This is a genomic window from Streptomyces sp. NPDC031132 (assembly GCF_055570595.1).
On record NZ_JBVIGX010000019.1, the window covers coordinates 112,753 to 129,608 of the forward strand.

Below are 16,856 nucleotides of genomic sequence, written 5' to 3' on the forward strand. Positions count from 1 at the left end.
GGCGGGCCCGCGTCCCTGCCACGGCTGTTACGCCATGCGATGACACGAGGCGTCCCGAGGTCCCCCGGTCACCCGGGCGGCGGGCATCTCATGGCGGGGTCCGGGCGGGTCCGCCACGATGGGAATTCCGGGAGTTCCGCGCACACGGACGTGCACGGATACGCGCGGAAGCTCACGGAAGCCCGACGGAGGGAGTGGCGATGCCTGCTGTCCGGCTCGTTCGCTGGGCGGTCGTCACGGCGTCCCTCGCGAGCGTCGCCCTTCCCGTGTGCGTCGCCGGAGCCCCTGCGGGCCGGCACGCCGGCGAGGAACGGCCGGTGTTCCTCGTCAGGCCTCCGGGACACCACAGCCGTGGCGAGGCCGAGGGCAACTACGCGCCCCTGTCGGTGGTCGCCGCCCCCACCGTCGGACTCCTCTCCAACGCGACCGCCACCGAGGGCATCACACCGGCCATCGCGCAGGGCGCGCGGTACGTCGAGCGGAGCAACGTACTGCGGTTGCCGTCCGGCCGGTGGAAGTACCTCCCCGCCGGGAGGACGGCGTCGGCCGTGGTGGCGCTCGAGGATCTGACGGCCCGGCAGCAGATCGCACAGAGCCGCGCCTGGCTGGCGGCCGGCCGCGTCCCGGGCAGCTCGCCTTCACACCGCGCGGCGGCCGAGCGGGCCCTGCTGACCATGCGTGCGCTGCTGCGGCCCAACGGCGCCATGGCGGCGGGGTGGACGCCCGGCTGGATGTACTCCTGGCCGCGTGACTCCAGCTTCGCCTCGGCCGCGTTCGCGCACACCGGCCACGAGGCCGAGGCCTACCGCATCCTCCGCTACAGCGCCGCGACCCAGCGGAAGGACGGCACCTGGGACGCGCGGACGAAACTCGACGGCTCCGGACCGCCGGACGGCAGGCGGTGGCAGCTCGACGCCAACGGCTGGGTCCCCTGGGCCACTTGGCAGTGGTACCAGACGGCGCCCCGCACGACCCGGCACGCCCGGCTGGCCGCCCTGTACCCGATGGTCCGCAAGGCGGCCGACCGCGCGGCGGCCTCCCTGGGGGCGGACGGGCTGCCGCCGGCCTCCCCGGACTACTGGGAGCTGATGACGACCACGCCGAACATCGGTACGGCCGCGCCCCTGCTCGCCGGGCTCAACGCGTCCGCGGACCTCGCGCGAGCGGTGAACCGGCCGGACGATGCGGCACACTGGGCCGCAGCCGCCGGGCGGCTCTCGTCCGGGATATCCAAGAAGTTCGCTCCCCTCGGCTACCAGCGCACCGTCGACGGGCAGCACGGACACGACAGCGCGGTGGCGTTCATGGCGCCGCCGTTCAACGCGGCGCCGGCCGACCTGGCCCGGGCGCTCGACACCACGCACGAGGCGCTGCTCCTGCCCAACGGGGGGCTCACGCCCGGGAACGATCCGACAGCGCCCTGGGGCGGGACCGCCTGGACGCCCAGCACCTCGTTCTTCGCCCTCGCGTGGGCCGGGACGGGGAAGCCGGAAAGGGCCAGGCAGGTCCTGGACTGGGTCCTCTCCAAGCAGAACTCGCTCGGGGAGCTGCCCGAGAAGGTGAACCGGTCGGGCAGGCCCTCGTCGGTCGCCCCGCTGGCCTGGACGGGCTCGATCACCGTCCTGTCCCTGGTGGCTCTCGACGGCAAGCCCCTCCCGACACCGCCCTTGCGGGCCCGGTAGTCCTGCCGTCAGACGCTCCGGTGCGCCGCCTCAGACGGGCTTGGTGCCGTCACCCGGGGGCGGAGCGGTCCGCAGGTCCTCCAGCTCGGCGAGGAGGCGCCGGTACGCGAGCCGCTCCGCCTGCACCGCACGCCTGAACGGGAGGTAGTGCGGATCGCGCCGCGCCCGGGCCTCCTGCGCGGCGGCGATGCGGAGCTCCCTCGCGCCGGCCAGGTCGTTCATCGCTGCCACGTATCCGCCGGCGAGCAGCTTGTGGTCGAGGACCTCGACGAGGGCCCGCTCCGCCAGCACGCCGAGCCGGTCCAGTTCGTCCACACAGCCCGCAGGGGTCGTCTCGGCGCAGCCCTCGTCCAGGTCGTGGGACAGCGATCTCAAGGTCGTGCCGAGTTCCGGGTACTCCCAGGCGGGCACCGTGTCGTTCCTGCATCCGGTCGCGAGGGCCGTGAGGGCCGCGAAGGCGGCCACGGCGCGGACCGTTCCCGCTCCCCCGCGCATGCAGATGCAGATGCGTATCCCTATGCGTCTGCGCGAGAGGAAGGGAGGAGCCATGGGAGCCCCGATCGCCCGAGGGTCAGAGTGCGGCCGCCGTCGCCGGCGAGGTGGCGTCCCCGCCACCGCCCGGCGAGGTGGCCTTGCCCGCCATCCTCACCCGCCCCGAACCGCACTGCCACCCGGCGGCGCAGGGACCGCGGGCGCACCTGCGGCGCAGGTCACACCCCGGGGGTGTCTTGCCGATCAGGCCGGGCGCGCGGCCTGCGCGAGTGTCCGGGGCTGGACCGCGCGGTGCCACGGGGTGGGGGTCCGGTCGGCGAGCTGCTCGGATCCGGCTGCGGGAACCGTCGTGACGATGTGCAGATCCGCGTCCAGGCCGAGGGCCGCCGCGACGGCCGTACCGGCCCGCCAGTCGGCCACGCCTGCCGGGGCGCCCGTGTACAGCATCTGGGACTCCTGCCAGGCTTCCGGGCCGTCCGCTCCCGCCACGCTGACCGTGCCCGCGCCGGCGCGGCCCATGAGGAGGTGGCCCGCGACGCCCACCGCGCCGTAGCCGCCGAGACCGCCGGCCGCGGCGACCCGGGAGAACTGCGGCGCGGGCCCGCCCGCGGCGGCCAGGCTCGTACCGACGGAGCCCGTGCCGGGGCGGCGGAAGAACAGCCGGACCCCGTCGCCCTCCGGGCGCACCGAGAGCACGCCCGTCGTCTGGGGCAGCCCGGTCGGGAAGGGGCCGCCGATCGGGGCACCCGGCGCCGGCTGGACCCAGGCCAGTACGGAGCCGGCCGTCGCCGCGTACACGTGCCGCCGCCCCGAGCCGTCGGTCGCGGTGACCGGATCGCCCAGGAGGCCGGCGCCGCCCAGGGCCTGCCATGCGCCGAACGCGCCGTCCGGGGTCGTCTGGGCCCGGGCGCGCAGCGTACGCCTGGAGTCGCGTACGTACACCGTCATCTGGCCGGCCGGGTCCACGGTGACGGCCGGTCCGCTGATCGCCGAGGTGACGGACCTGTCGGTGGTGTCCGGGCTGCCCAGCGACTGCCACGGGCCGAAGGCGCCGTCGGCCGTGGTCTGCACGGCGTACACGACGTCCCTGCCGTAGTCCCGGGGTTTCGTGCCCAGGGTGGTGCGGGTGGCGAACACCGCGATCCTGCCGTCGGGGAGCCGGACCGCCGTCGCGCCGGCGTCGATCCCGGTGCCGGGCCCGGCACCGGGCAGGAACCGGGGGCCCTGCCAGGGGGCCTGCGGGCCGCTGCGCGACCAGTACGCCATCCGGCCGTCCAGCGCCGCGAACGCCCAGAGCCGTCCGGAGACGCCCTCGGTCATCCAGGAGGTGCCGTCACCCCGGCTGTAGCGGATGGTCTGGCTCCAGCCGGCGCCGGTGGGCCTCGTCGCGGTCTTGCGGTCGCCGCAGCCCGCGGGGCTGCCGCACCAGTCGTCGTGGTCCATCCATGCGTAGGTCTTGAGGTAGCCGAGCTTCTCCTCGGCCGTCTGCGGGTCGAGCGTCGGCGGCAGCGAGCTGTTCGGGTAGCTCACGTAGTTCTGGACCGAGAAGTGCGGCCGGTCCGTGGACTGCGCGTAGCGTTCGGCGGCGGCCTGGACGAAGCGGGCGCCGTACATGTGGTCCTGGTGGTCGAGGAAGGCGCCGCTTTCCGACCTGCCGGGGGTCGGGTCCTGCGTCCGTATCGTCGTCGGCTTGTAGAGCGCGAACACGTCCGCGATGGCGGCTGTCGCCTGGTCCTTGGTGTACGAGAACACGTGCTTGACCGGTGTCCCGGAGGTCAGCTGGGCGCCCAGGGCGGGTATCCGGCCGTCCCACAGGCCGCGCAGGCTGTCCGGATTGTCCCCGGAGATGCTGCGGGCCTCGCGGAGCTGCATCCACACCAGGTTGACCTCGGGCCTGGCGACGAGGACGTCCACCTCGGCGCTGCCCCCGCCGGCGGTGGGTACGGACTTCCGCTGCCAAGCGCTGGTGCGGTCGCCGGTGGCCATCTGGGCGTAGGCGCCCCGGATGCCGTTCTGCCGGGCCTCCGCGTAGGCGGCGCGGTCGGCGGGCCCCGCGGCGTCATCGAGGTGCGGGCTGTGGGCCTCGTTCCTGCCGTCGGACTCGCCGGAGGTCAGGTAGACGGTGGTGACCTTGATGCCCGTCGATATGGAGCGGCTCAGGTCGGGGTTCATGAAGAAGAGGTCGTCGTCGGGGTGTGCGACGACCTGGAGGGCCGAGCCTTCGGTCACACTCGGCCTGGCGACCGCCTCGGGGGCCGCCGCCTGCCGGTCGGTCCCGTATCCGTAGGCCCAGGTCGTCACGCCGGCCACGCCGACGGAGGCCGCGGCGAGCAGGGCCGCGATCCGGGTGCGGCTGGCCAGGGACATGTACAGCACCTTGAGGGTCGGTCCGGTGCGGAATTCCGCCTGGGAGGTCGGTCGATGTCCCGATGGCTCCACTGCTTCCGGTGACGACCGGGGCCGATTATGCCTCGCGGGTTTGTGGCTGACACACCATCAAGTGGCTTATGCCACGAACCGAGTTGAATGGGCAATACACCCTAATTGTCCCTTTTGTCGACCACGCAACGTTGCCCGGATCGCGAAAGGACCGTGCGGCGGGCCGATCGGCGGGCGGAGCCGGTGAGCAATGTCACGCGCGATGGCCGCGGCGGGGCGACCTGCGGCACGCCCGGACACCCTTGCGGACGGCGGCGCTTGTGCGCATACTCCCCGCAGCGCTTGGCAGGAACACGCCAAATTCCTGTTGCGCCTCACAGGCCCCCGACCCCGGGGCCGCACGCTCCTGGGAGGAGATCAGTGAGGATCACGCGCATCACCCCCTGCACCGGCAGCACACGACGGAGCAGGCTCGCCACGCTCGCCACCGGGCTGCTCGCCGCCATCGCACTGACCCTTCCACAGGCCGAGGCAGCCCCCCTCCGGACCTACGGCTCAGCACAACTCGAGACCGTCGACCGGGCCGTGTTCAACGCGGACGTCGGCGGCACCGCATGGCACGTGGACCAGGCCGCCGGGCGCGTCGTCGTGACCGCCGACAGCACGGTCTCCGCCGCCGCTCTCGCGAAGATCAGGAACGCGGCGGGCGCCGACGCCGGCGCACTGCGCATCGAGCGCACCCCGGGAACCTATCGCCGGCTCCTCGGGGCCGGCGATGCCATCTACGGAAGCGGGTACCGCTGTTCGCTGGGGTTCAACGTGGTCAGCGGCAGCACGTACTACTTCCTCACTGCCGGCCACTGCGGCAACGTGGTCAAGACCTGGTACGCCAACTCCTCACAGAGCACCCTCATCGGCCCGATCGTGGGCTCCGCCTTCCCCGGCAACGACTACGCACTCGTCCGTTACGACAACACCTCACTGAGCCACGCGGGGGGCTTCACGGCCGCCGCTGCGTACGTCGGGGAGCCGGTCAAGCGCAGCGGCTCCACCACCGGCACCAAGAGCGGAACCGTCACCGCGCTGAACGCGACCGTCCACTACAGCGGCGGCGGCACGGTCCGCGGCATGATCCAGACGAACGTCTGCGCCGAGCCGGGCGACTCCGGCGGTGCGCTGTACGACGGCACGAAGGCACTGGGCATCACCTCCGGCGGCAGCGGCAACTGCAGCACCGGAGGAACGACGTTCTACCAGCCCGTGCCCGAGGCGCTGGCCAAGTACAAGGTCTCGCTGTACTGACCGGGCCAGGTGCCGGCCGGGCGCTGCCCCTGCCGGCACCGCGGCGGTGATCCGCCCCACCTGGACGCCTATCCACATAAATGCCACATCCCGCACATCGGCCGGGGCCGCGCCGGGCGTCCAGGATGATGTCCCGGTGCAGAATGCGGAACGGTTCGGCGAGGCCGAGGACGAGACGGACAGCCCCGGAGTGCCGGGCCCACGCGCTCCCGTGGACATGTCCATACGGGTCAGAGCCGCCCAGGAAGGCGATGAGGCGGCGTTCGGAGAGCTGTTCCGGGCGGTCCAGCCCGGCCTCCTGCGCTATCTGGGCGTCCTCGTCGGCGCCGAAGCGGAGGACGTGGCCTCCGAGACGTGGCTGCAGATCGCCCGGGACCTGGCGTCGTTCCAGGGGGACTACGACGGATTCCGCGGCTGGGTGGCGACGATAGGCCGCAACCGGGCCCTGGACCTGCTGAGGTCCCGGCGGCGGCGGCCGGTCAGCAGCGTGCCGGTGGAGGACCTGCTCGGCGACCGGCCCGCGGCCGACGACACCGAGGGCGCCGCTCTCACCGGCATCGGGACCACGGCGGCCCTGGCCCTCATCGCCACACTGCCCCGCGACCAGGCCGAGGCCGTGCTGCTGCGGGTGGTCATGGACCTCGACGCGGAGACTGCCGCGCAGGTCCTCGGCAAGCGGTCGGGCGCGGTACGGATGGCCTCTCACCGCGGCCTGCGCAAGCTCGCGAAGCGCCTCGCAGCGCCGCCGCGAGGCGCAGGGACACCCACGGAACCGGACGTGTCGAAGTCCCCGGAAAAAAATTCGGCCCCGGGAGTGACACCGGCGAAGGCACCAGCGCTGAAGGGCATGAGATGAGCACCAACCGATCCCGGCGCATCGACCGCGACACGGCCGAGCAGTTGCTCGGCGGGCACGTGGCCGGCGCGCAGGACGGCCACGAAGCCCTCGCGGGGCTGCTCTCCGCCGCCGCCGCACCTGCGTCGGAGGGGGAGCTGTCCGGTGAGCAGGCGGCGCGGGCGGCGTTCCGGGCGGCTCAGCTCGCACCTGCCCCTGTCCCTGTTCCACGACGCCCCCGGAGGCAGCCGATGGACACGTCGGCGCTGGCGAAGGTCCTGAGCGCGAAGGTCGCGGCCGCTGCCGTCGCCACCGCGCTCGGCGGCGTCGCCGTGGCGGCCGGCACCGGCCACCTGCCCGCAGCGCTCGGTGGCGGCCCGGACGGCGACCGGCCTGCCCGGGCCGAGGCGTCCGTCGCGGCCTCCCCTTCCCTTTCCCCTTCCGTCCGCCCGAGCGCGGCCGGTCGTACGGCGGCGCCCCTGCCGGCCGACCTGGCGGAGCTCTGCCGCGCCTACGGAAGGGCGCGCGACGCGCATCCCGGGGAGGCGGCGGCCGAGCCCCGTTTCACCGTCCTGGTCACGGCGGCCGGGGGGCCGGACAACATCCCGGGGTACTGCGCCCCGGCGCTGGCGGCCCCCGGCAGTCCTGGCGTCGCACCCGCTGCCCCGGACCGCCCGGCAGAGTCCCGGCCGAGCGGGCGTCCGACGTCCCGGCCCCTGCCGCCGGACAACCGGCCCGGCGGTCCCGGCGCCGGCCACACACCGAACGCACCCGACAGCCATCCGACCGGTCCCCCGGACGGCAAGCCCGACGCCCCTCCCGGCTCAGGCGGTGACCCGACCCCGCACCCCAGGGGATGAACCCGGCCGCCCACGCCCGGGCCGATGGGCGGGGCGGTACCCACCACCCGACCGGCTTTCGAACCTCCTATCCGTAGAGGCCTCCACCGATGCACCGACGACCTGGCAACCCGGACGAGGAAACCGTGCCGATCCCTCTCGCCGACACGGGCGCCCCCGGCGTACCGGACACCCTGCCCCCGTACGTACCGGAGGCGAGCCCTGTCTTCGTGGACGCCTCGGGGCGCAGGCAGCGCCGAGTACGCCGGACGGGCCGTCTGCTGGTCGTCCCGGCCGCGGCCTACGTCGTCCTGCTCATCAGCACCCTCATGGGCGGCCCCACGGTCCGGTCACCGTTCCTCCCCTCCCCGCAGACACCGCAGAGCACCAAGGCCAAGGACCCGGCGGCAGGGTCCACACCGAGCCCCTCCGTCGGCAAGGCCGCGAACGGGACGCGGAACCCCCCGCCGCCCGGCGCGACCGCCACCGCGCCCTCGTCCGCCACCACCGTCACCTCCGGCCGCCCGGCCGCGGCAGGTCCGACAGGCGCGCCGGTCGGCAGCCCGACCGCCTCCCCCGGCGGCGTCCGCCCTTCACCGGGTGGCGGGGCGCGCGGCCGCTCCACTTCCGCACCGGGCCAGGGCGGCAAGCCCACCGCCCATCCCTGAGTTCCGCACCGCCAGGCAGGAAGCGCTCCCCTTGTCCAAGAACCCCCGTCGTCGCCAGGCCCGCGGTCGGCACGGCACCGTACGCAACGTCCCGCTGCGCACGCACTGGCTGCTCCTCACGACGCTGGTCCTCACCCTGTCGGCGGCCCTGCTGCTCCAGGGCTACACCCAGCACCTGTTCGACAGCTCCGCGGACGGGTCGGCCCGCGGCCGGGGGCCGGCTTCCTCCGTGCCCGCGCAGATCGCCTCCGGCGGCCCGGTGATCGAGGGAGCTGCAGGCCGCACCGCCACCCCGGCCGCCCGCACCATCGCCCTGACCTTCGACGACGGCCCCGACCCGGTCTGGACGCCGAAGATCCTCGACGTCCTGCGCCGCAATGACGTGCACGCCACGTTCTTCACCGTCGGCACCCGCGTCGCCGAGCATCCCGACCTCGCCCGGCGGATCGTCGCCGAGGGCCACCAGATCGGACTGCACAGCTTCACCCACACCAACCTGGGCACTGCGTCCCCCTGGCGGCGCTCCCTGGAACTGCGCGAGACGCAGCTCGCCATCGCCGGGGCCGCCGGAGTCACCACTCCGCTGCTGCGCCCGCCGTACTCCTCCACCGCCGGCGCGCTCACCGACGTCGACTTCGACGCGGTCGTCCAGGCAGGCCAGGAGGGCTACCTCACCGTCCTCACGACCCGCGACAGCGAGGACTGGCGCCGGCCGGGCGTCGCACGGATCGTGGCCAACGCCACCCCCGAGGACAGCGGCGGACAGGTCCTCCTGATGCACGACGCGGGCGGCGACCGCTCGCAGACCGTCACCGCGCTCGAGCAGCTCCTGCCGAAGCTCAAGGCCTCCGGATTCACGTTCGCCACCGTCGGCGATGCCGTCGCACTCGCCGAGACCGTGCAGCCGGCGGGGACGGCCGAGCAGTGGCAGGGACTCGCCCTGATCACCGCGCTGCGCACCAGTGACTGGATCCTGGACGGCATCTCCTGGCTCCTGTGGGCCGCGGGCGCGATCAGTTTGCTGCGTGCGATCGCCGTGTTCGTCGCCGCCCGGCGCCACGTACGGATGCGCCGCAAGCCCTGGGGGGCGCCGGTCACCGAGCCCGTCAGCATCATCGTCCCCGCCTACAACGAGAGCGCCGGCATCGAGGCGGCCGTCCGCTCCCTCCTCGCCTCCGACCATCCGGTCGAGATCATCGTCGTCGACGACGGCTCCACGGACGGCACCGCCGACATCGTCGAGGCCCTGCGGCTGCCAGGAGTACGCGTGATCCGGCAGCAGAACGCCGGAAAGCCGGCCGCGCTCAACACCGGCATCGCCGCAGCCTCGTGCAATCTCCTCGTGATGGTCGACGGCGACACCGTCTTCGAACCGGACGCCGTCCGTATGATCGTCCAGCCCTTCGCCAACCGCCGCGTCGGCGCCGTCTCCGGCAATGCCAAGGTCGTCAACCGGGGCGGCCTGCTCGGACGCTGGCAGCACATCGAGTACGTCGTCGGCTTCAACCTCGACCGCCGCCTGTTCGACCTCGCCGAATGCATGCCCACCGTCCCCGGCGCCGTCGGCGCCTTCCGGCGCGAGGCACTGCTGCGCGTCGGCGGCGTCAGCGACATCACCCTCGCCGAGGACACCGACCTCACCATGGCCCTGTGCCGCGACGGCTGGCGCGTCGTCTACGAGGAGCGCGCCAAGGCGTGGACCGAGGCACCGGCCTCACTGGGCGCCTTGTGGAAGCAGCGCTACCGCTGGTGCTACGGCACCCTGCAGGCCATGTGGAAGCACCGGGGCGCCCTCACTCAGCGGGGCCAGGCGGGCAAGCTCGGCCGGCGCGGGCTGATCTACCTCCTGATGTTCCAGGTCCTGCTGCCTCTGCTCGCCCCCGTCGTCGACGTGTTCGCGGTCTACGGCCTGGTCTTCCTCGACCCACTGCGCATCGTCGGCTTGTGGACGGCGTTCCTGCTCCTGCAAGTGCTGATGGGGCTGTACGCGTTCCACCTCGACGACGAGCGGCCCGGACCGCTCTGGAGCCTCCCGCTCCAGCAGTTCGTCTACCGCCAGCTGATGTACCTCGTGGTCATCCAGTCCGTCTTCACCGCCATCGCCGGATCCCGCCTGCGCTGGCAGCGGATGGAGCGGTACGGCAGTCTCCAGGTGCCCCTCGGCACGACGGAATCCCCGGCGCCCGTACCGGCACAGGCGCCCGTACCGGCACAGGCGCCCGTACCAGCACAGGCGTCCGTACCGGCAGAGGTACCCGCGCCGGGCACGGGCCACGTCAGCGATCCCGCGTGGGCGTACCCTCCCCCGTTCCACCCGCAGGACCAGCAACCGCCCACGCCGGCGATTTACCAGGATTACCGCTGAAGCCGCGACGCCGGAACCCCGCTCGAATTCCGGCCGACCGCGGGCCCTTCCCACCGGCCTTCACCGCCGGCGGCCGGAACGAGGCGGCCGCTGCCAGGTCCGGCGTGGACGTCAACCGACGCCCCTCCGCCTCGGCTCACGAGCCGAGTGCGTCGTCGACGTCCTGCTGCCAGTACGTGACCGTCAGCGTGCTGTCGTAGTAGACGCCCGCCGCCGGCAGGGACGGGGTGGCGGACGCGCCGCCGCTGCTGTGCGGCGTCCGGCCCTGGAACGCGATCGTGAGGCGGTGTGCGGTCGTGCCGCCCTCGCCGCTGCCGTCGGCCGCCGACAGCACGGCCGCCGCGTAGCCCGACTCGCCGGGCGCGAGGGACACCACCGCCTGGGGCCGGGTCCCCTCCTGCGCGGTCGGCGCCCACTGCATCTCGTCGAAGCGGAGCTCCGGGTGGTAGGGCAGGTCGCAGACCTTCGAGCCGGTGTTCTTCACCGTGATCAGCATGTGGTTGAGCGGACGGGACAGCGTCTGGACGGTGACGTCGGTGTTGGAGCCGTTGCACAGGACGCGGTTCCCCGCCGCGGACGGGTCCCCCGCACCCTTCGCGTCCCCCTGGCCGCTGCCGGGCTTCGCGCCGCCGGTCGTCGTTGCCCCGCCGGTCGCCTTCGCCCCGCCGGTCGGAGCGGCGGAGCCCGGGCCCGGGGTGCCCTGGGCGTTGCCCGTACCGCCCGTCGCCGAGGGAGTGGCCGTGGCTGAGTCCGATGCGGCCGCGGCTCCCCCGTCCTTGATGCCCGTGCCGTCCTGGCACGCCGTGAGGGCGAGGGCGGCGAGGGCGACAGCGGCTGCACCCACGAGTCGGCGAGGCGTACCGGTACGGGCACGGGACGGGCGAGCGCTGCCGGTGGCGGGGGTGCTGCGGAATGCGGACATGGCTGACGGCCTCTCATACGACGTGACTCCGGCGGCCGGTGGACGCCGGTCGCCCGGAGCGGTGTGCTTGGATGACTCAAGGCTGTGCGGTGATCCGTCCCAGCCGCCACACACGGCGGACGATCAGGGATGCAGGAACGCCGAAACAGGCGCTGAGCTGCTGAAACAACCTGTTCCTGGGACGCGGGACGGGACACGGGGTGGGAGGAACGGTGTCGGAAGACACTGCCGAGGCCGGGTTCGCCCGGCTGCTGCGGGAGTTGAAGGACCGGTCCGGTCTCAGCTACGGGACGCTCGCCAAACGGCTCCACATGAGCACGTCGACGCTGCACCGGTACTGCAACGGCGATGTCGTCCCGACGGAGTACGCACCGGTCGAACGGCTCGCCCGCCTCTGCAAGGCATCGCCCGAGGAACTCGTCGCACTGCACCGCAGTTGGGTGCTGGCGGACACCAACCGCAGCCGCAAGGGGGCTGGTGGCGGAGCCAAGGCGCAGGCCGGAGCCGCCGCGGTGACCGCCCGGCCCCCCGCGCCGGAGGTGGAGCCCGAGCCGACCGCGCAGGCGCCGACGGGCAGGGGGATCCTTCCGGCCGACGCGACCGTCCCTGCGGACCTGCCCGCGCCGAAGCAACGGCGCCGTCCGCGGCGGGCCGTTCTCGCCGGGATCGCCGTGGCCGCCGTCACCGGGGCGGCCGCGCTCACCGCGAGCCTGGCGGGACAGGATGCCGGTGTCCGGGACGACCCCGTCGGCGCCGCATCCCCCGCACACGGCGACGGGGAACGTACGGAGGGCGGTACGGCCTCCGCGGCGCCGTCCGCAGGGCAGTCCGCAGGGCAGTCCGCAGCGTCGCCCCCGGACTCCGCATCCCCCGCGGACGGAGCCGGGGGCGGTCCCGGGACCGCCGGTATTTCCGGGCCCGCCGCGGCCCCGTCACCCGCCGGCCGCGGCGACGACCCCGCGCCCGGTACGCCGGTGAAGGTGACCACCCAGCCCTACACCTGGGAGGCGCCCTGCGGTCAGCACTACCTGATCGACAGGCCTCCTGCCCAGGTGGGCCCGCCGCCCGTGGAACGGGACGCGCCCGCATGGGTTGCGGCGTCCGGAGCCGTGTCCGCGGGCGAGCAGTACGTCACGCTCACCCTTCAGGGCGCCGGCAAGGACACCGTGGTCCTGGACGGCCTGACCGTCCGGACGGCCGGCAAGCGCACGCCCCTGGCCTGGAACGACTACGCCATGGGCTACCCGGGGGTCGGCTGCGGCGCCGGCGTTCCGACCCGCTCCTTCACCGTGGCCCTCGACTCCGCCCGCCCCGCCGTCGTGCCCGAGGAAGGGCAGCCGGACTTCCCGTTCAAGGTGAGCGAGTCCGAACCGGAGGTGTTCCACATCAGGGCGGGCGCCTCGGCGTACGACGTGAACTGGTACCTGGAGCTGTCCTGGTCCAGCGGCTCCCGCCACGGCACCCTCACCATCGACCACCACGGCAAGCCGTTCCGCACCAGCGGCCGCGGCGGGCGGCCCGGCTACGAGTTCCCCCTCGGCGGCGACGGATGGGTCAAGGCGGGGACGACTTCCCGCTGACCAGGAGCAACCGGGCGGGTACCCGGAGTGCACGGACCGCGGCGTCCCGGGCCGGTCCGGGGGTTCCCGCGACCTCCCGGGGCGGTCCCCGACGATCGAACATACGATGGGCGGGAACCGGCGCGGGCGCCCCGCCGGGCTGCCCGCCCACCGCACTCGGGGTGGAGACGTATGGCACAGCCCGCCGACACAGCGCGGACCGTCATCCTGACCGTGGACGACGACCCGGGAGTCTCCCGGGCCATCGCCCGTGACCTGCGGCGCCACTACGGCGCCGGGTACCGGATCGTGCGCGCCGAGTCCGGCGAGTCCGCGCTGGAGGCGCTGCGCGAGCTGAAGCTGCGGGGCGACCTGGTGGCGGTGATCCTCGCCGACTACCGCATGCCGCAGATGAACGGCATCGAGTTCCTCGAGCAGGCCCTCGGCGTGTACCCGGGCGCACGGCGCGTACTGCTGACCGCGTACGCCGACACCAACGCGGCGATCGACGCGATCAACGTCGTCGACCTCGACCACTACCTGCTCAAACCCTGGGACCCGCCGGAGGAGAAGCTCTACCCGGTCCTGGACGATCTGCTCGCGGCCTGGCGCTCCAGCGACTACCGGCCGGTACCCGCCACCAAGGTGGTCGGGCACCGCTGGTCGGCGCGATCCTCCTCCGTGCGGGAGTTCCTGGCCCGCAACCAGGTGCCGTACCGCTGGTACTCCTCCGACGAGCCCGAGGGACGGCGGCTGCTGGAGGCGGCCGGGGCCGACGGACAGCGGCTGCCCCTGGTGGTCACGCCGGGGGGCACCGCGCTGATCGAGCCGGATGCGCCCGAACTGGCCGCCCACGTGGGGCTCGCGACGACGCCGGCGGCCGACTTCTACGACCTCGTCGTGATCGGCGGCGGCCCGGCCGGGCTCGGCGCGGCGGTGTACGGGGCCTCCGAGGGGCTGCGCACCGTACTGGTCGAGCGGTCGGCGACCGGCGGGCAGGCCGGCCAGAGCTCCCGCATCGAGAACTACCTCGGCTTCCCGGACGGCGTGTCGGGTGGGCAGCTCACGGAACGGGCCCGCCGGCAGGCCGGCCGGTTCGGTGCCGAGATCCTCACGGCGCGCGAGGTCACGGGGCTGGAGGTCAACGGCGCGGCGCGCGTCGTCCGTTTCTCGGACGGCTCGGCGGTCGCCGCGCAGAGCGTCATCCTGGCGACCGGTGTGACGTACCGGCAGCTCCTGGCTCCGGGCTGCGACGACCTGACCGGCCGCGGGGTGTACTACGGCTCCTCGCTCACCGAGGCCTCCTCCTGCCACGGGGAGGACGTGTACATCGTGGGCGGCGCCAACTCCGCCGGCCAGGCGGCGATGTACCTGGCGCGGGGCGCGAAGTCGGTGACGCTGCTGGTGCGCGGGGAGTCCCTGCGGGCGTCGATGTCGTACTACCTGGTCCAGCAGATCGAGGAGGCACCGAACATCACGGTGCGGACCCGGACCGAGGTCGAGGCGGCCCACGGCGCGGGGCACCTGGAGCAGCTGACCCTGCGGGACGTGGACAGCGGCGCGACCGAACTCGTCGACGCGCAGTGGATGTTCGTGTTCATCGGCGCGGCCCCGCTGACCGATTGGCTGGACGGAACGGTGCTGCGCGACGAGCACGGTTTCATCCTGGCCGGTCCGGACCTCACGCCGGACGGTCGGCCGCCGGCCGAATGGGAGCTGGACCGGCCGCCGTACCACCTGGAAACCAACGTTCCCGGCGTGTTCGTGGCGGGCGACGCGCGCGCCCGGTCCGCGAAGCGCGTCGCGTCCGCCGTCGGAGAGGGAGCCATGGCCGTGATGCTCGTCCACCGGTACCTGGAGCAGTCATGAGCGGGCAGGCCATGCCGTGCAGCCCGCAGGAGATCGCCTCGTTGTTCCTGTTCGAGAAGCTCTCCCCGGAGCAGCTGGGACGGTTGTGCTCCGAGGGGCGGGTGGAGCGGTTCCAAGCCGGTCCGGTGTACACCGAGGGCGACCCGGCGACCTGCTTCTACGTGATGATCGAGGGCACCGTCGTACTGTCCCGCCGGGTCGGCGGCGACGACGTGGAGGTGAGCCGGACCTCCCAGCGCGGCGTGTACGCGGGAGCCATGCAGGCGTACCTGGGCGACCGGGTGCCGCAGACCTACAACAACTCGATGCGGGTGACGGAGCCGACGCGGTTCTTCGTGCTGCCCGCACAGTCCTTCGCGGACGTCATGCGGGACTGGTTCCCGATGGCGGCGCACCTGCTGGAGGGGCTCTTCTTCGGTTCGAGGAACACCCAGCGGGCCATCGGGCAGCGTGAACGGCTGCTGGCCCTGGGGTCGTTGTCCGCCGGCCTCACCCACGAGCTCAACAACCCGGCCGCGGCGGCCGTGCGGGCCACCGCGACGCTGCGGGAACGGGTCGGCAAGATGCGGCACAAGCTGGCCCACATCTCCCAGGGGCAGTACTCGCGCGAGGTGATCGCCGATCTCATCGACATCCAGGAGCGCACCGTCGAGCGCGTCGCGAAGGCGACGGCGCTCAGCCCGCTGGAGGCCTCCGACCGGGAGGACGAGCTCGCCGACTGGCTCGACGACCACGGCATCCCGGAGGGCTGGCGGATCGCGCCGACCTTCGTACAGGCCGGGCTGGACACGGACTGGCTGGAGCAGGTGGCCTCGACCGTGGCCGAGGAGATCCTGCCGTCAGCCATCGGCTGGCTCAACTACACGGTCGAGACCGAGCTGTTGATGGACGAGATCGACGACTCCACCACCCGCATCTCCCACCTCGTGGACGCGGCCAAGCAGTACTCGCAGCTGGACCGCGCCCCGCACCGGGTCGTCGACGTCCACGAACTCCTCGACAGCACCCTGCTGATGCTGTCCGGCAAGATCGGGGCCCGGGTGCGGGTGGTCAAGGAGTACGACCGCTCGGTGCCGGACGTGCCCGCCTACCCGGCGGAGCTCAACCAGGTCTGGACGAACCTCATCGACAACGCCGTCTTCGCCATCGGGAGCACCGGCGGCGAGGGCACGCTGACGGTGCGCACGGCCCGGGAGGGCGACCGGCTGCTGGTGGAGTTCCGCGACACCGGGCCCGGCATCCCGCCGGACATCCGCAGCCGCATCTTCGATCCCTTCTTCACCACCAAGCCGGTCGGTGAGGGCACCGGTCTCGGCCTCGACATCTCCTGGCGGATCGTGGTCAACAAGCACCACGGCAGCCTCCAGGTCGAGTCCGCTCCGGGCGACACCCGGTTCCAGGTGCTGCTGCCGCTGACCGCCCCGGAGCCCTCACCCGACCCCTCCCCCGCATCCGAGACCGCCGAGGAGCCGGCATGACCGACATCAAAGGAATCGACCCGAGCGTCCCGCCCACGGGCACCGGTTGCGCCGACTGCGACGCGGTGGGCGGCTGGTGGTTCCACCTGCGGCGCTGCGCCCAGTGCGGCCACATCGGCTGCTGCGACTCCTCACCGGCCCAGCACGCCACCGCGCACTGGAAGTCCGCCGGTCATCCCCTGGTGCAGAGCTTCGAGCCGGGCGAGGAGTGGTTCTGGGACTACGACACGAACGAGCTGTACGAGTCCGGGCCCGAACTGACGCCGCCGGCCGCCCACCCGGCGGACCAGACGGCCCCCGGACCGGCCGGCCGGGTCCCGCAGGACTGGACGAGACTGCTGCACCGCTGACCGTACGGGGCACCAAGTGGTGGGGGGGGGGGGGGGGGGGGGGGGGGGGGGGGGGGGGGGGGGGGGGGGGGGGGGGGGGGGGGGGGGGGGGGGGGGGGGGGGGGGGGGGAGGGGGG

13 protein-coding genes are annotated in these 16,856 nt (G+C 73.4%); 10 read left to right on the forward strand and 3 right to left on the reverse strand.

From position 1 onward, the window contains the following. Positions 1-200 precede the first annotated feature (200 nt). Positions 201-1,682: a glycoside hydrolase family 15 protein gene (locus tag ACZ49B_RS25660; RefSeq protein ID WP_468310124.1), complete on the forward strand. Its 1,482-nt coding sequence runs from the start codon at positions 201-203 to the stop codon at positions 1,680-1,682. Positions 1,683-1,712: 30 nt separating this feature from the next. Here the strand turns inward: ACZ49B_RS25660 and ACZ49B_RS25665 are convergent, their stop codons facing one another. Continuing rightward, the gene (locus ACZ49B_RS25665; protein ID WP_468310127.1) at positions 1,713-2,231 is read right to left on the reverse strand and encodes a hypothetical protein; all 519 of its coding nucleotides are present in this window, start codon (positions 2,229-2,231) and stop codon (positions 1,713-1,715) included. A 186-nt stretch (positions 2,232-2,417) separates the two neighbouring features. Continuing rightward, positions 2,418-4,541, reverse strand: coding sequence for a PIG-L family deacetylase (locus tag ACZ49B_RS25670; protein WP_468310129.1), 2,124 nt, complete (start codon positions 4,539-4,541; stop codon positions 2,418-2,420). 432 nt (positions 4,542-4,973) lie between these two features. Between ACZ49B_RS25670 and ACZ49B_RS25675 the strand changes: the two genes are divergently transcribed. The 5 genes from ACZ49B_RS25675 to ACZ49B_RS25695 all read left to right on the forward strand — a co-directional run bounded on the left by ACZ49B_RS25675 (position 4,974) and on the right by ACZ49B_RS25695 (position 10,562). Then, entirely contained in the window at positions 4,974-5,855 is an 882-nt protein-coding gene (locus ACZ49B_RS25675; RefSeq protein WP_468310131.1) for a S1 family peptidase, read from the forward strand. A gap of 136 nt (positions 5,856-5,991) precedes the next feature. Next, on the forward strand, positions 5,992-6,711 hold the full coding sequence (locus ACZ49B_RS25680; RefSeq protein ID WP_468310134.1) for an RNA polymerase sigma factor: 720 nt from the start codon (positions 5,992-5,994) through the stop codon (positions 6,709-6,711). Beyond that, on the forward strand, positions 6,708-7,550 hold the full coding sequence (locus tag ACZ49B_RS25685; protein ID WP_468310136.1) for a hypothetical protein: 843 nt from the start codon (positions 6,708-6,710) through the stop codon (positions 7,548-7,550). The genes ACZ49B_RS25680 and ACZ49B_RS25685 overlap by 4 nt, the downstream gene beginning before the upstream one ends. Positions 7,551-7,675: 125 nt before the next feature. Next, positions 7,676-8,197 (forward strand): hypothetical protein, encoded by a 522-nt coding sequence (locus tag ACZ49B_RS25690; protein WP_468310137.1) that lies wholly within the window; start codon positions 7,676-7,678, stop codon positions 8,195-8,197. A gap of 31 nt (positions 8,198-8,228) precedes the next feature. Then, positions 8,229-10,562: a bifunctional polysaccharide deacetylase/glycosyltransferase family 2 protein gene (locus ACZ49B_RS25695; protein WP_468310140.1), complete on the forward strand. Its 2,334-nt coding sequence runs from the start codon at positions 8,229-8,231 to the stop codon at positions 10,560-10,562. Positions 10,563-10,698: 136 nt separating this feature from the next. Here the strand turns inward: ACZ49B_RS25695 and ACZ49B_RS25700 are convergent, their stop codons facing one another. Then, on the reverse strand, positions 10,699-11,406 hold the full coding sequence (locus tag ACZ49B_RS25700) for a DUF4232 domain-containing protein (protein WP_468310143.1): 708 nt from the start codon (positions 11,404-11,406) through the stop codon (positions 10,699-10,701). A 290-nt stretch (positions 11,407-11,696) separates the two neighbouring features. On the opposite strand from ACZ49B_RS25700, the gene ACZ49B_RS25705 reads away from it, so the two are divergent. The 4 genes from ACZ49B_RS25705 to ACZ49B_RS25720 all read left to right on the forward strand — a co-directional run bounded on the left by ACZ49B_RS25705 (position 11,697) and on the right by ACZ49B_RS25720 (position 16,740). Further along, positions 11,697-13,064, forward strand: coding sequence for a helix-turn-helix domain-containing protein (locus ACZ49B_RS25705; RefSeq protein WP_468310146.1), 1,368 nt, complete (start codon positions 11,697-11,699; stop codon positions 13,062-13,064). A 171-nt stretch (positions 13,065-13,235) separates the two neighbouring features. Then, the gene (locus tag ACZ49B_RS25710; RefSeq protein WP_468310149.1) at positions 13,236-14,912 is read left to right on the forward strand and encodes an NAD(P)/FAD-dependent oxidoreductase; all 1,677 of its coding nucleotides are present in this window, start codon (positions 13,236-13,238) and stop codon (positions 14,910-14,912) included. After that, on the forward strand, positions 14,909-16,390 hold the full coding sequence (locus ACZ49B_RS25715) for an ATP-binding protein (protein ID WP_468310152.1): 1,482 nt from the start codon (positions 14,909-14,911) through the stop codon (positions 16,388-16,390). The genes ACZ49B_RS25710 and ACZ49B_RS25715 overlap by 4 nt, the downstream gene beginning before the upstream one ends. Further along, positions 16,387-16,740: a UBP-type zinc finger domain-containing protein gene (locus ACZ49B_RS25720; RefSeq protein ID WP_468310155.1), complete on the forward strand. Its 354-nt coding sequence runs from the start codon at positions 16,387-16,389 to the stop codon at positions 16,738-16,740. Before ACZ49B_RS25715 ends, ACZ49B_RS25720 begins: the two co-directional genes overlap by 4 nt. Positions 16,741-16,856 lie beyond the last annotated feature (116 nt).